Source organism: Bradyrhizobium barranii subsp. barranii (assembly GCF_017565645.3).
GTDB lineage: Bacteria > Pseudomonadota > Alphaproteobacteria > Rhizobiales > Xanthobacteraceae > Bradyrhizobium > Bradyrhizobium barranii.
Genome location: NZ_CP086136.1, coordinates 183,067 through 195,756, shown reverse-complemented (window position 1 = coordinate 195,756; position 12,690 = coordinate 183,067). Strand labels below are relative to the sequence as shown.

The 12,690-nt window shown below is 65.4% G+C and carries 12 protein-coding genes; 4 read left to right on the top strand and 8 right to left on the bottom strand.

Features of this window, described 5'->3' with window-relative positions; genetic code table 11:
• Window positions 1–6: 6 nt before the first annotated feature.
• Complete coding sequence (locus J4G43_RS00865; RefSeq protein WP_208083787.1) at window positions 7–2,472, bottom strand: heavy metal translocating P-type ATPase; 2,466 nt, start codon at window positions 2,470–2,472, stop codon at window positions 7–9.
• A 50-nt stretch (window positions 2,473–2,522) separates the two neighbouring features.
• On the opposite strand from J4G43_RS00865, the gene J4G43_RS00860 reads away from it, so the two are divergent.
• A complete protein-coding gene (locus J4G43_RS00860) occupies window positions 2,523–2,798 on the top strand; it encodes a metal-sensitive transcriptional regulator (protein ID WP_007598521.1) in 276 nt (91 codons plus the stop codon).
• A 216-nt stretch (window positions 2,799–3,014) separates the two neighbouring features.
• On the opposite strand, the gene J4G43_RS00855 is transcribed toward J4G43_RS00860, so the two are convergent.
• Window positions 3,015–3,986 carry a YiiX/YebB-like N1pC/P60 family cysteine hydrolase gene (locus tag J4G43_RS00855; protein ID WP_208083786.1) on the bottom strand — a complete coding sequence of 324 codons (972 nt, stop codon included), beginning with the start codon at window positions 3,984–3,986 and terminating at the stop codon, window positions 3,015–3,017.
• Between the two features lie 192 nt (window positions 3,987–4,178).
• Here J4G43_RS00855 and J4G43_RS00850 point away from each other — a divergent pair, with 192 nt between their 5' ends.
• The gene (locus tag J4G43_RS00850) at window positions 4,179–5,567 is read left to right on the top strand and encodes a flavin monoamine oxidase family protein (protein ID WP_208083785.1); all 1,389 of its coding nucleotides are present in this window, start codon (window positions 4,179–4,181) and stop codon (window positions 5,565–5,567) included.
• Between the two features lie 170 nt (window positions 5,568–5,737).
• On the opposite strand, the gene J4G43_RS00845 is transcribed toward J4G43_RS00850, so the two are convergent.
• The 3 genes from J4G43_RS00845 to pheS are packed head-to-tail and all read right to left on the bottom strand — an operon-like array spanning window position 5,738 to window position 9,992.
• Entirely contained in the window at window positions 5,738–6,508 is a 771-nt protein-coding gene (locus J4G43_RS00845) for a sulfite exporter TauE/SafE family protein (protein ID WP_208083784.1), read from the bottom strand.
• Window positions 6,505–8,913, bottom strand: coding sequence for a phenylalanine--tRNA ligase subunit beta (gene pheT, locus J4G43_RS00840; protein WP_208083783.1), 2,409 nt, complete (start codon window positions 8,911–8,913; stop codon window positions 6,505–6,507). Before pheT ends, J4G43_RS00845 begins: the two co-directional genes overlap by 4 nt.
• Window positions 8,910–9,992 (bottom strand): phenylalanine--tRNA ligase subunit alpha, encoded by a 1,083-nt coding sequence (gene pheS, locus J4G43_RS00835; protein WP_038932708.1) that lies wholly within the window; start codon window positions 9,990–9,992, stop codon window positions 8,910–8,912. The genes pheT and pheS overlap by 4 nt, the downstream gene beginning before the upstream one ends.
• A 136-nt stretch (window positions 9,993–10,128) precedes the next feature.
• On the opposite strand from pheS, the gene J4G43_RS00830 reads away from it, so the two are divergent.
• Window positions 10,129–10,536 carry a hypothetical protein gene (locus J4G43_RS00830; protein WP_028148823.1) on the top strand — a complete coding sequence of 136 codons (408 nt, stop codon included), beginning with the start codon at window positions 10,129–10,131 and terminating at the stop codon, window positions 10,534–10,536.
• Between the two features lie 26 nt (window positions 10,537–10,562).
• Here the strand turns inward: J4G43_RS00830 and rplT are convergent, their stop codons facing one another.
• Entirely contained in the window at window positions 10,563–10,922 is a 360-nt protein-coding gene (rplT, locus tag J4G43_RS00825) for a 50S ribosomal protein L20 (protein WP_014490867.1), read from the bottom strand.
• Window positions 10,923–11,010: 88 nt separating this feature from the next.
• Window positions 11,011–11,211: a 50S ribosomal protein L35 gene (gene rpmI, locus J4G43_RS00820; protein WP_008539890.1), complete on the bottom strand. Its 201-nt coding sequence runs from the start codon at window positions 11,209–11,211 to the stop codon at window positions 11,011–11,013.
• 271 nt (window positions 11,212–11,482) lie between these two features.
• Here rpmI and J4G43_RS00815 point away from each other — a divergent pair, with 271 nt between their 5' ends.
• Window positions 11,483–11,887, top strand: a complete 405-nt coding sequence (locus J4G43_RS00815; RefSeq protein ID WP_085404991.1) for a hypothetical protein — start codon at window positions 11,483–11,485, stop codon at window positions 11,885–11,887.
• Window positions 11,888–11,950: 63 nt separating this feature from the next.
• Here the strand turns inward: J4G43_RS00815 and infC are convergent, their stop codons facing one another.
• Window positions 11,951–12,490, bottom strand: coding sequence for a translation initiation factor IF-3 (infC, locus tag J4G43_RS00810; protein ID WP_071917037.1), 540 nt, complete (start codon window positions 12,488–12,490; stop codon window positions 11,951–11,953).
• Window positions 12,491–12,690 lie beyond the last annotated feature (200 nt).

Genomic DNA, 12,690 nt, shown 5'->3' with positions numbered 1-12,690 from the left:
CGCCCCTCACAGCCGCGTCCCGCGCAGCCGCAGCGCATTCCCGACCACGCTCGCCGAGGACAGCGCCATCGCCGCCGCGGCGATGATCGGGGACAGCAGGATGCCGAACGCCGGGTAGAGGATGCCGGCCGCGATCGGAATGCCGGCGGCGTTGTAGATGAAGGCGAAGAACAGGTTTTGCCGGATATTGCTCATGGTCGCCTGCGACAGTCTTCGCGCACGCACGATGCCGGTGAGATCACCGCTCAACAGGGTGACGCCGGCGCTCTCCATCGCCACGTCCGTGCCGGTGCCCATGGCGATGCCGACCTCGGCGGCCGCCAGTGCGGGCGCGTCGTTGACGCCGTCGCCCGCCATCGCGACGCTGCGCCCGGCCTTTTGCAGCTTCGTCACCACCGCGCTCTTCTGGTCGGGCAGAACCTCGGCCTCGACCTCGGCGATACCGAGCCGGCGCGCCACCGCTTCCGCCGTCGTGCGATTGTCGCCGGTCAGCATGATGACCTTGATGCCTTCATCGGCCAGCGCCCTCAGCGCTTCCGGGGTCGAGGCCTTGACCGGATCGGCGATCGCGAACAGGCCGGCCAGCTTGCCGTCGACGGCCATGTTGATCACGGTGGCGCCGTCCTGGCGCATGCGTTCGGCCTCGGCATCGAGCGCCCTGGTGTCGATGCCAATCGACACCAGATATCTTGCGTTGCCGAGCACGATGCTCCTGCCGTCGATTATTCCGGTCGCGCCCTTGCCCGTCGGCGAGTCGAACTGTTCGACCTGAACGAGGGTGAGTTGCTTCTCCTTCGCGGCGCGCACGATGGCGTCGGCCAGAGGATGCTCGCTGGCGCGCTCGACGCTGGCCGCAATGCCGAGGATGTCGTCCTCCACAAAGCCGGCAGCCGGGACGATCGCGACCACCTTGGGCTTGCCCTCGGTCAGCGTGCCGGTCTTATCGACCACGAGCGTGTCGATCTTCTCCATCCGCTCCAGCGCCTCGGCGTTCTTGATCAGCACGCCCGCCTGCGCGCCGCGGCCGACGCCGACCATGATCGACATCGGGGTCGCCAGGCCGAGCGCGCAGGGGCAGGCGATGATCAGCACGCTGACGGCAGCAACGAGGCCGAACGCCAGCCGCGGCTCCGGTCCGAACCAGGCCCAGGCGGCAAAGGCGGCGATGGCGACGGCGATCACGGTCGGCACGAACCAGCCAGCGACCTGGTCGGCCAGCCGCTGGATCGGCGCGCGCGAGCGCTGCGCGTCCGCGACCATCTGCACGATCTGCGACAGCAACGTCTCGCGCCCGACCTTGTCGGCGCGCATGATGAAGCCGCCCGACTGGTTGAGCGTGCCGGCGATGACTTTTGCACCTGGCTCCTTCGTCACCGGCATCGATTCGCCGGTGACGAGGGATTCGTCGAGCGCGGAGCGTCCCTCGAGGATAATTCCGTCGACCGGCACCTTCTCGCCGGGGCGGACGCGCAAATGGTCGCCGGCGTGGAGCGCATCGATCTCGACCTCGTGCTCGCCGCCATCGGCATCGACGCGGCGCGCAGTTTTTGGCGCAAGCTGCAACAGCGCCTTGATCGCACCTGACGTCGCGTCACGGGCGCGCAGCTCCAGCACCTGGCCGAGCAGCACCAGCACGGTGATCACAGCAGCAGGCTCGAAATAGACGGCAACGGCGCCATCATGACTGCGGAAGGTCGCCGGGAAAATCTGCGGCGCGACAGTCGCGACGACGCTGTAGACATAGGCGACGCCTGTGCCCATCGCGATCAGCGTGAACATGTTGAGGTTGCGGGTGACCAGAGACTGCCAACCTCGGACGAAGAACGGCCAGCCGGCCCACAGCACGGCGGGCGTGGTGACGACGAGCTGGATCCAGTTCGACAGCGCCGGATCGATCCAGTCGTGAGGGCCGGCGAGATGGCCGCCCATCTCCAGCACCACCGCCGGCAGCGCCAGCGCGCCACCGATCCAGAGCCGCCGCGTCATGTCGGCAAGCTCGGGATTGGGGCCGGTGTCGAGGCTCGCGACCTCCGGCTCCAGCGCCATGCCGCAGATCGGGCAGTTGCCGGGTCCGACCTGGCGGATCTCCGGATGCATCGGGCAGGTGTAGATCGTGCCCGCGGGCATCTCGGGTTCGGGCGCCTTCTCTCTGGCGAGATACTTTGCGGGATCGGCGGCGAATTTGGTGCGGCAGCCGGCCGAGCAGAAATGGAAGGTCTCGCCGTGATGTGTGTGGTGATGCCTCGAGGTCGCGGGATCGACCGTCATGCCGCAGACGGGATCGAGGACTTTTGTCGCGGCGGCGCCATGGTCATGCACATGATCGCCGTGCCCGCCGCAGCAGGAGGACGCCGCAGGCTTGTTGGCTGGCGGGGCGGCCTCGGGAGCAGCCTTGGGGGTGGCCTTGGCGGAACAGCCGCATCCGGACGGTGTTTCCGACGTGTGATGGTGCCCGTGGTCGGTGTCGTTCATTGCCATGCTCCGGCCTTGCAACATATACCCTAGGGGGGTATATAGAACGCATGCGCAAGGACATCAAGGCATCCGTCGGAAAACGTCTTGGCCGGATCGAGGGTCAGGTTCGCGGCCTCTCGAAGATGGTCGAGGAGGACCGCTATTGCATCGACATCGTGACGCAGATTTCGGCCGTGCGTGCCGCGCTGCGCCGGGTCGAGGAAGAGGTTCTGAAGGATCACGTCGCCCATTGCGTCGAGCACGCGATCGCGAGCGGCGACAAGGCCGATCAGCGCGAGAAGATCGCGGAGCTGATGGCGGTGATCGGGCGGGCGGAACGGTAGGTCTCCGCAGTCATTGCTTGGCTACGGTCGCAATGACGGTTGTTGATGCGAGATCGCACCACGGCCACAGGTGTCGTCCCTGCGAACGCAGGGACCCATAACCCCAGGGAGGGATTTGGCGAAGACTAGAAGTCGATCCCGGGTCGGTACAAAGACTGCCCGCACTCGATAGATTACGCGGTATGGGTCCCCGCGTTCGCGGGGACGACAGCGGGGCTACGCCGCCATCTCCTGCGCGCGTCCCCGCGCGCGGTACATCGCCAGTTCGTTCAGCAGCACAAAATGCTCGGAGCAGGCGGCGCCCATCTCCGCGGGCTGCGCGCTCACTTCTTCAGCCGGAACTTCAGTCGGCGCTTCTTCGTCAACCGTCTCAGGAACGAGCGGCGGCGCACTGAGCGTTTCTGGAAACACACTGAATGTGCCCGCTACCTCCTCGAGCGGCTTTTGCTTGTCGGCCCAATGCAGCGCGGTGTAGTCGAAGCCGTGCACGATGGTGGGTTTGACGACTTCGAAATAGGGCGAGATGTCGAAGTCGCGGGGCATGTAGAGCGAGGAATCGCGGATGTGCAGGATCTCGCGGCGGGCGGCGCGGCTGCCGGCCTTGGTGATCTTCGGCAGGATCGGATAGCGCACGGCATCGAAGGCCTGCGCGATCAGCGCCGAGCAGATGATTTTTGTCGGATCGCCCGAACCGATCGAGATCATGCGCCGCCGCCAGCGTTGCGGGATCGGCAACGGGAACAGGAAGCGCATCAGGTCGACGATGTTCTTGGTGTCATAGCCGAAGCCGATGCGATTGATCGCATAGCGGCAGACCGTGGTGCGGTCCTCATAGGACAGCCCGACCGGGCGGCAGACACGGGTGTGATACGGGAAATATTTCGACAGCGGCGCCGAGGTGACGCCCTCGCCGATATTGGCCTCGATCAGCACGTGCGGCTCGCCGTTGGGCTCCGTGGCGCCCTCGACCGGACCGACATAGAGCGCGGCATGGGACCAGGTCGACTGCGTCAGATATTTGATGATGCCGGAGATGCGGTTGTTGCACTCGACCAGCAGCACGTCGCCGGGCTCAATGACGCCGCGCAGGTGCTCCGGGTCGCTCGGCGTGAACGGCTCGTAGCCCGGCACCTCCTTCGAGAGGTACGCGGCAATCAGCTTGCCGACTGAGTCCAGAACCGTCCCCATTTCAAACTCCCCCCACGGCCTTTTCCGGCCGTCTTTTTCCCTTCTCTATCATGGTCGAAACGTGTTGCAATTCGGTTCATCACTCTGTGAGATCAAGCACGATTGATTCACCATGATGGTTGCCGTGCAACACCAGATGCAGCAAGGTTCGCGGGCCGTTCCCGTTCGCCGCAAGTTCCCGGAAACCATGACATGACAATCACGCGCCGCAGCTTCCTATCGGCGTCGGCGGCTCTTGCCGCGATGCCGGTCCTGCGCGCGACTGCCGCACCCCTGCCGCGTGAGGCCGACATCGTCGTGATCGGCGCGGGAGCGGCCGGAATTGCCGCGGCGCGGCGCATCATGGCCGCCAACCGCAAGGTCGTGGTCGTGGAAGCCGCATCCCGGATCGGCGGCCGCTGTATCACGGACAGCACGACCTTCGACGTGCCGTTCGATCGCGGCGCGCGCTGGATGCACAATCCCGAGACCAATCCAATGATCCGGCTGGCGCGCAGTGCCGGGCTCGACGTGCTGCCGGCACCGACCGGCCAGAAGATGCGTATTGGCCGCCGCAATGCGCGCGCGGGCGAGACCGAACAGTTCCTGGCGGCGCTGGTGCGGGCCAACCGCGCCATCGACGAGGCCGGGCGCGGCAAGCTCGATACGGCCTGCGCCTCGGTGCTGCCGAAGGATCTCGGCGACTGGGCCGGTGCGGCCGAATTCGTGCTCGGTGCGAGCTTTGCGGGCAAAGACCTCAAGGAGTTGTCGGCGATCGACAAGGCGCGTGCGCAGGACCGCAACACCGCGATCGCCTGCCGCCAGGGCCTGGGGACCCTGATCACCAGGCTCGGTGAACAGGCGCCGGTGGCGCTGTCGACGCCGGTGAGCAGGATTGCCTGGAGCAATCGCGATGTCAGCGTGGAGACGTCATCCGGCAGGATCGCCGCACGCGCCGCCATCGTCACGGTCTCGACCAATGTGCTGACATCGGGCGCGATCAAGTTCGGGCCTGATATTCCCAAGCGGACGCTCGATGCCGCGTCGAAGCTCACGCTCGGCAGCTACGATCGCATTGTGCTGCAACTGCCGGGTAATCCGCTGGGGCTCTCGCGCGACGACATCCTCATCGAGCAGAGCAATTCGACGCGCACGGCGCTGATGCTCGCCAATATCGGCGGCTCCTCACTGTGTTCGATCGATGTCGGCGGCTCGTTCGGCCGCGATCTCTCCGAGCAGGGCGAGAAGGCGATGGTCGCCTTCGCCAGGGAATGGATCACGAAGCTGTTCGGCAGCGAGGCTGCGGCCGCCGTGCAGAAGACCACCGCGACGCGCTGGAACGCCTCGCCTTTCGTGATGGGCGCGATGTCGGCGGCCTCGCCCGGCGGGCAGCTCTCGCGAAAAATCCTGACCGAGCCGATCGGCAACATGTTCCTCGCCGGCGAAGCCACGCACGAGACGCTGTGGGGCACCGTCGACGGCGCCTGGGAAAGCGGCGAGCGCGCGGCGGATGCGGCCTTGCGCAAGATCGGAGCGCTCAAGGACGAGTCGGCCGACGTGCCGACGCAGTCGACGAAGAAGCGCCGCGCGCCTCGACAGTAGGGCAATTAAGCCTCTACACACTCCGCCGTCGTCCCGGACAAGCGAAGCGCAGATCCGGGACCCATAACCACAGGAAGTGGTTTGGCGAAGACTCGTGGTGACCAGCTCGCACAATAAACGCTGACCGGGGTAATGGGTCCCTGCTTTCGCAGGGACGACAGCGGAGATTGTTACCGCAGAATCCCGTCCAGCACCGGCAGCCCCGCGATCACCGCCATCGCGATCAGACCGTAGCAAATCGCGCGAAATACTTTTTCGCTGGCGCGGCCGAACAGCGACGCACCGAACGCGACGCCGATCGCATAGACCGGGCCGACGATCAGCGACAGCACCAGCGATTCGCGTGAGATCAGGCCGGTCGTCGCGTAGCTGACCATCGAGAAGAAATCCGACGCGCCGAAGAACAGCACGATATTGGCGCGCGCGACGATCGGCGCGACGGGGCGGCCGAGCCAGTAGCCGACGATCGGCGGGCCGCCGGTCTGCGCCAGACCGCTACAGAAGCCCGAGAGGCCGCCGATGCCGACCGAGAGCCAGGCGTGGTCCTTGCCGCGATAGCGCCAGCCGGACAGCAGCAGCAGCAACAGCGCGGCGACGAAGCAGGAGATGATCCAGCGCGTGGTGACGGGCTCGAGCACGCTGAGGAAATAGGTGCCCACCGGCACGCCGACCAGCGCGCCCAGCACGATTACCGCGGTGGCCTTGCGGTCCGCCTTCCGCCACGCGTCGGGCAGCAGCGGCAGGGCCGCGACGAAATCGATCACAAGGAGCAGCGCGGCAACGAGACGCGGCGCCGCGATGCTGCTCGCCAGCGGCATGAAGATCAGCGCCGAGCCGAAGCCGGAGAAGCCGCGCACGGTGCCCGAAACGAAAGCGACGGCGCAGAGCGCCATCGCAATGGTGAGGCTGACGTCCTTCGGAAGAACATCCGCAAGGGTCATCCGCGCAAGACGCCGCCGGTCTTCTTCGTGACTTCCGCCACGATCTTCCCGGCGACGGCCTCGATCTCCTGATCGGTCAGCGTCTTCTCGCGCGGCTGGATCGTCACGGCGATCGCGATCGACTTCTTGCCGTCATCGATGCCCTTGCCCTCGTAGACGTCGAAGACATTCACGCCGGTGATCAGCTTCTTGTCGACGCCTTGGGCGGCGCGAACGATGTCGCCGGCCTTGACGGTGCGATCGACAATGAAGGCGAAATCGCGCGACACCGGCTGGAAGGCCGACAGCTCGATCACGGGCTTGGCGCGGGTCGGCTTCTTCTTCGCCTCGGGGATGCGGTCGAGGATCACCTCGAACACCATCAGCGGGCCGTCGGCGCCGAGCGCCTCGAGCGCGCGCGGATGCATCTCGCCGAAATAGCCGAGCACGTTCTGCGGGCCGATCTGGATCGTGCCCGAGCGACCCGGATGCAGCCAGGCTGGTCCGCCCGCGACGATCTGCAGCGCCTGCATCGGCGCACCGGCAACGGCAAGCACCGCGAGCGCGTCGGCCTTGGCGTCGAACAATTCGGCCTGCGCCGAACCCGACCAGTGCCGTCCCAGACCTTCGGAGGAGGCAAAGCCGCGGCGCACGCCGCTGGCCGCCATGAACTGATCCTGTGGGCGGTCGCCTTTGAACAGCTGGCCGACCTCGAACAGCGCGACATCGCCGAAGCCGCGATCGGCATTGGCCTGCGCCGCTGCGATCAGGCCCGCCAACAGGGTCGGACGCATGTCGGAGAGATCCGAGGCGATCGGGTTGGCGACTTCGAGCTCGCGCTGGCCGCCGCCGAACAGGGTTGCCGCAGACTTCGTGATGAAGGACCAGGTCACCGCTTCGATGATGCCGCGGCTCGCGAGTGCGCGCCTGGCGCGACGTGTGCGGAGCTGCAGCGGCGTCAGCACCGGCTTGCGCGCGTCCTCGCCGCGCTCGAACGGCGTCATCGGCACCTTGTCGACGCCGTAGATGCGCACGATCTCCTCGACGATGTCGGCCTTGCCATGCACATCGGTGCGCCACGAGGGCACCGCGACCTTCACCACCGGACCCGGGCCGGCCATCATGAAGCCGAGATGGGTCAGGATGCGCTTCATCTCCGGCTGCGGCACCTCGATGCCCGAGAGCCGCTTGACCTCGGTAACAGGAAAATCGATCACGCGGTCGTCGCCGAAAGCCTTGCCGACCACGACGTTCTCCGACGGCGCGCCGCCGCACATCTCCATCACCAGCTTGGTCGCGAGCTCGAGTCCCGGCACCATGAAGGCCGGGTCGACGCCGCGCTCGAAGCGGTAGCGCGCGTCAGAATTGATGCCGAGCTTGCGGCCGGTCTGGGCGATGTTGATCTCGTTCCACAGCGCCGATTCGATCAGCACGTCGGTGGTGTTCTCGTCGCAGCCCGAGGCCTCGCCGCCCATGATGCCGGCGAGCGATTCGACGCCGTGCTCGTCTGCGATCACGCAGATGGCGGGATCGAGATTGTAGGTGCGGCCGTCGAGCGCGAGCAGCGCCTCGCCATCGCGGGCGCGGCGCACGACGAGATTGCCCTTCACCTTCTTGGCGTCGAACACGTGCAGCGGACGGGCGCGGTCGTAGGTCATGAAGTTGGTGATGTCGACCAGCGCATTGATCGGACGCAGCCCGATCGCGGTCAGCCGCTTCTGCAGCCATTCCGGCGACGGCCCGTTCTTCACCCCGCGCACCAGGCGCAGCGCGAAACCCGGACACAGCGTGGCGTCCTCGACCGTGACCTTCACGGGGCACGGGAATTCACCCTTGATCGGCTTGATCGTGGGGTCCTTGAACTTGCCCATGTCGGCGGCGGCGAGATCGCGCGCGATGCCGTGCACGCCGGTGCAGTCCTGCCGGTTCGGCGTCAGATTGATCTCGACCACGGGATCGCCGAGGCCCGCCCATGCGGCGTAAGCAGCGCCGATCGGCGCATCCGCCGGCAGCTCCATGATGCCGTCATGGTCGTTGGAGATCTGGAGTTCAGCCGCCGAGCACAGCATGCCGCGGCTCTCGACGCCGCGGATGGTGCCGACACCGAGCGTGATGTCCTTGCCGGGAATGTAGGTCCCCGGCGGCGAGAACACGCTGACCAGGCCCGTGCGCGCATTCGGCGCGCCGCACACGACCTGCACCGGTGCGCCACCATCGCCGGTGTCGACCATGCAGACGCGCAGGCGATCCGCATTCGGATGCTGCTCGGCCGAGATCACCTTCGCGATGGTGAACGGCTTCAGCGCCTTCGCCTTGTCCTCGATGTTCTCGACCTCGAGCCCGATCATGGTGAGCTTGTCGGCGAGCTTTTCCAGGGGCTCGTCGGTGTCGAGATGATCCTTCAGCCAGGAGAGGGTGAATTTCACGAGCTCAGTCCTCCCGCAAGCGTCGGCACTTCGAGCGGCTTGAAGCCGTAATGGGACAGCCAGCGGACGTCGCTGTCGAACAGCTGGCGCAAATCGGCGATGCCGTATTTCAGCATGGCGATGCGGTCGATGCCCATGCCCCAGGCAAAGCCCTGGTACTCGTCGGGATCGATGCCGCAGGCGCGCAGCACGTTCGGATGCACCATGCCGCAGCCGAGAATCTCGAGCCAGTCCTCGCCCTCGCCGAACCGGATCTCGCCCTTGTCGCGGCGGCACTGGATGTCGACTTCCAGCGACGGCTCGGTGAACGGGAAGAATGACGGCCGGAAGCGCATGTTGATGTGGTCGACCTCGAAGAACGCCTTGCAGAACTCGTGCAGGATCCATTTGAGGTGGCCGAGATGCGAGTGCTTGTCGATGACGAGGCCTTCGACCTGGTGGAATTGCGGCGTGTGGGTCGCGTCCGAATCGATGCGGTAGGTGCGGCCCGGGCAGATCACGCGGATCGGCGGCTTCTGGCTCAGCATGGTGCGCACCTGCACCGGCGAGGTGTGGGTTCGCAGCAGCATGCGCGAGCCGTCCTCCTTCGGATGGAAGAAGAAGGTGTCGTGCATCTCGCGGGCGGGATGGCCTTCCGGGAAATTCAGCTTGGTGAAGTTGTAGTCGTCGGTCTCGATGTCGGGGCCTTCCGCGACCGAGAATCCCATGTCGGCGAAGATCGTCGTCAACTCGTCCCAGACCTGGCTCAGCGGATGGATGCGGCCGGCCTCTGTCGGCGCATCGCGCAGCGGCAGGGTGACGTCGATGGTCTCGGATGCGAGCCGCGCATCGAGCGCCGCCGACTTCAACACGTCGCGCCGCGCGGCGAGGGCCTGGGTGACCTCGTCCTTGGCCTGGTTGATCGCGGCGCCTTGCGTCTTGCGCTCGTCCGGCGACATCTTGCCGAGCGTTGCAAGCAACGCCGAGATCGAGCCCTTCTTGCCGAGGGACGCGACGCGGACGGCTTCGAGGGCGGCTTCGTCCCCGGCAGCACTGATCTGCGCGAGGATGGATTGGACGAGACTGGCGAGGTCGGACACGGTCGGATCCTTTCAAAACGCTGCCGGTTGTGGCCGCAGCCGGGCCGGAACGTCAAGCCGTATAGCCGTCGTAAATGCAGGGCATTTGAACCCTATAGGCATGGCTGGCACCAACCTGAAGTCGAGGGAGAAGACGATGCGTTTACGATCCTGGGTGGTCGGCTTGAGCTTGGTTCTTTTGGGGAGCGCGGCTCACGCCGCGGAGGAATGCCCGGCCAAATCGACGTCGATGGATGACATCATCGCGGTCCTGAACGCGGCGCCGAGCTGCGACCGTGCCATGACGCTGTTCGATGCTTGCGCATACGGCGCCAGCGGCGACGTGCAATTCGGCGAAGCGGTCGAGAAGAAGTGCGAGGCCGATTTTGTCGGCCGGCTGAGAACGCCGCAGAAGCTCAGCTATCAGCGCGAGTTGCGGGTCTGCGACCGGAAGTACCGAAACAAGTCCGGCACCATGTATATCTCGGCCACGGCCTTCTGCCGGGCGGAGGTCGCCCAGCGTTACTCGCGACGTGCGCTGAAGGCCGGCGGAGCCGGCCGTTAGTGCTGGGCTTGCTCTGAAGCAGCCGCTTAGGCGGCCAGCGCCGCCTTGGCCTTCTCGGCGATCGCCTGGAACGACGCGGGCTCGTGGATCGCGAGATCCGACAGCACCTTGCGGTCCACGGTGATGCCCGACTTGGCGAGACCGTCGATAAATCGGCTGTAGGTCAGGCCGAACGGACGCACAGCGGCGTTGAGACGCTGGATCCAGAGCGCGCGGAAAGTCCGCTTCTTGCGCTTGCGATCACGGAACGCGTACTGCTGGGCCTTTTCCACGGCCGGCTTGGCGGCGCGGATGGTGTTCTTGCGGCGGCCATAGAAGCCCTTGGCGGCCTTGTAGACTTTCTTGTGCTTGGCGTGTGCGGTCACACCGCGTTTGACGCGAGACATGACAAAATCCTTCAGAGATGACTTGGTTTTCGGATCGCCGCGCGAGCGCGGCGGAGGTGGCAATGATCTTCGACGATCTTGGACGCGATCAGGCGTTCGGCAAGAAGTACTTCTTGACGTTGTCGCCGTCGGTCTTGAACAGCACGCGAGTGCCGCGCAGCTGACGGATCTGCTTCTTCGTCCGTTTGATCATGCCGTGACGCTTGCCGCGCTGGGCGTGCATCACTTTGCCGGTAGCAGTCACCTTGAAGCGCTTTTTAGCGCCCGATTTGGTCTTCAGCTTGGGCATTTGGCTCTCCTAATGGCCACAGAAATCCGCCCGCGAAGGCGGCTGGCCGTCAAAAATGCTCGTTAGAGCGTTGATTGTGCTCAGGTTTTACGAACAAGCGCGAAACCCGCACGGACACCGCCACGGCAGCCCTTAATCAGCCGGGCGATGAAGGCTGGGCTTATGACAGAGGACAAGCCAAATGGCAACGCTGAACCGCCGAAACCTGCCCGGCGACTATTCGGAGTTACCGCCCATATGTCCAAGCCGTGTCGCCTGGAGCAAGACCAAAATGGCCCATTTTCCCCGATCGCTTTCGTCCTTGACGGACCTCGCCCGCCCGCGCCGCCTGGCGCTGCTTGCCGTGCTCGCCACGGCCATGCTGCCCTCGACCGCCGACGCCCGTATCGGCAGCTATGACGGCATCTGGAATGTCACTTTCGCCACCACGCGGGGCAATTGCAGTTCCGGTTACAGCGTCCCCTTCACCGTCACCGGCGGCCGGGTGTCATCCGCCGGCGGCGGCCGGGTCTCCGGCACGGTTCGTCGCGGCGGCGCCGTCGCGGTCCAGGTCTCGGTCGGCGCGTCCCACGCCAGTGGAGGCGGCCGGCTCGGCGGGGTGGCCGGTGCAGGCTCCTGGAACGGCATCATTTCCGGCGACCGCTGCAGCGGCATCTGGCATGCGACCCGGTCCTGATACACAAACGGCCCGCCGGAAATCCGGACGGGCCGTTGAACTCTCAGTCCTGAAAAACGGACGTCAGCGCGGCGCCAGCACCATGACGACCTGACGGCCCTCGAACCTGGCGTCCTGCTCGACCTTGGCGAGCTCGGCGACGTCGTTCTTGATCTTGTCCAGAAGCTTGGTGCCGATCTCCTGGTGCGCCATTTCGCGGCCGCGATAGCGCAGCGTGATCTTGACCTTGTCGCCCTCTTCGAAGAACCGCTGCATCGCGCGCATCTTCACGTCGTAATCGTGGTCGTCGATCATCGGGCGGAGCTTGATCTCCTTGATCTCGACGATCTTCTGCCGCTTGCGGGCTTCGGCGGCCTTTTTCTGGGCGGAATACTTGTACTTCCCGTAGTCCATGATCTTGCAGACGGGAGGGCTGACATTCGGCGAAATCTCGACCAGATCCATGCCAGCTTCCTGGGCCATACGGATGGCCATGACGGTTTCGACCGTGCCCTTGTTGTCACCGGTCTGATCGATCAGCTGGATTTGCGCATTGCGAATATCATCATTGATGCGCGGCCCGTCTTTGCTGGCAACGGGCGGGGCTTTATTGGGACGGCGAATGGGTGGTTCTCCAAAATTGTGAAAGAGGCGGCTAGTCTGAAGGAAGATGCGTTTGCGGGCAAGCAAGTCGCGTGCGGGAGGCGAAAAAGCCTCAAATGCGAGGCATTTTGGTCACGCCCATGGGCACGCTGCAGGACATAGACACCTTGCTTCTGTTCCGCAAGCGTCCCAAAGGGCAATAGCGATGCTGGGCTGGGCCT

Bases quoted from the DNA above. Each gene is read 5' to 3' on its own strand.
- J4G43_RS00865 (WP_208083787.1), bottom strand. From the start codon at position 2,472: ATGAACGACACCGACCACGGGCACCATCACACGTCGGAAACACCGTCC.
- J4G43_RS00860 (WP_007598521.1), top strand. From the start codon at position 2,523: ATGCGCAAGGACATCAAGGCATCCGTCGGAAAACGTCTTGGCCGGATC.
- J4G43_RS00855 (WP_208083786.1), bottom strand. From the start codon at position 3,986: ATGGGGACGGTTCTGGACTCAGTCGGCAAGCTGATTGCCGCGTACCTC.
- J4G43_RS00850 (WP_208083785.1), top strand. From the start codon at position 4,179: ATGACAATCACGCGCCGCAGCTTCCTATCGGCGTCGGCGGCTCTTGCC.
- J4G43_RS00845 (WP_208083784.1), bottom strand. From the start codon at position 6,508: ATGACCCTTGCGGATGTTCTTCCGAAGGACGTCAGCCTCACCATTGCG.
- J4G43_RS00830 (WP_028148823.1), top strand. From the start codon at position 10,129: ATGCGTTTACGATCCTGGGTGGTCGGCTTGAGCTTGGTTCTTTTGGGG.
- rplT (WP_014490867.1), bottom strand. From the start codon at position 10,922: ATGTCTCGCGTCAAACGCGGTGTGACCGCACACGCCAAGCACAAGAAA.
- rpmI (WP_008539890.1), bottom strand. From the start codon at position 11,211: ATGCCCAAGCTGAAGACCAAATCGGGCGCTAAAAAGCGCTTCAAGGTG.
- J4G43_RS00815 (WP_085404991.1), top strand. From the start codon at position 11,483: ATGGCCCATTTTCCCCGATCGCTTTCGTCCTTGACGGACCTCGCCCGC.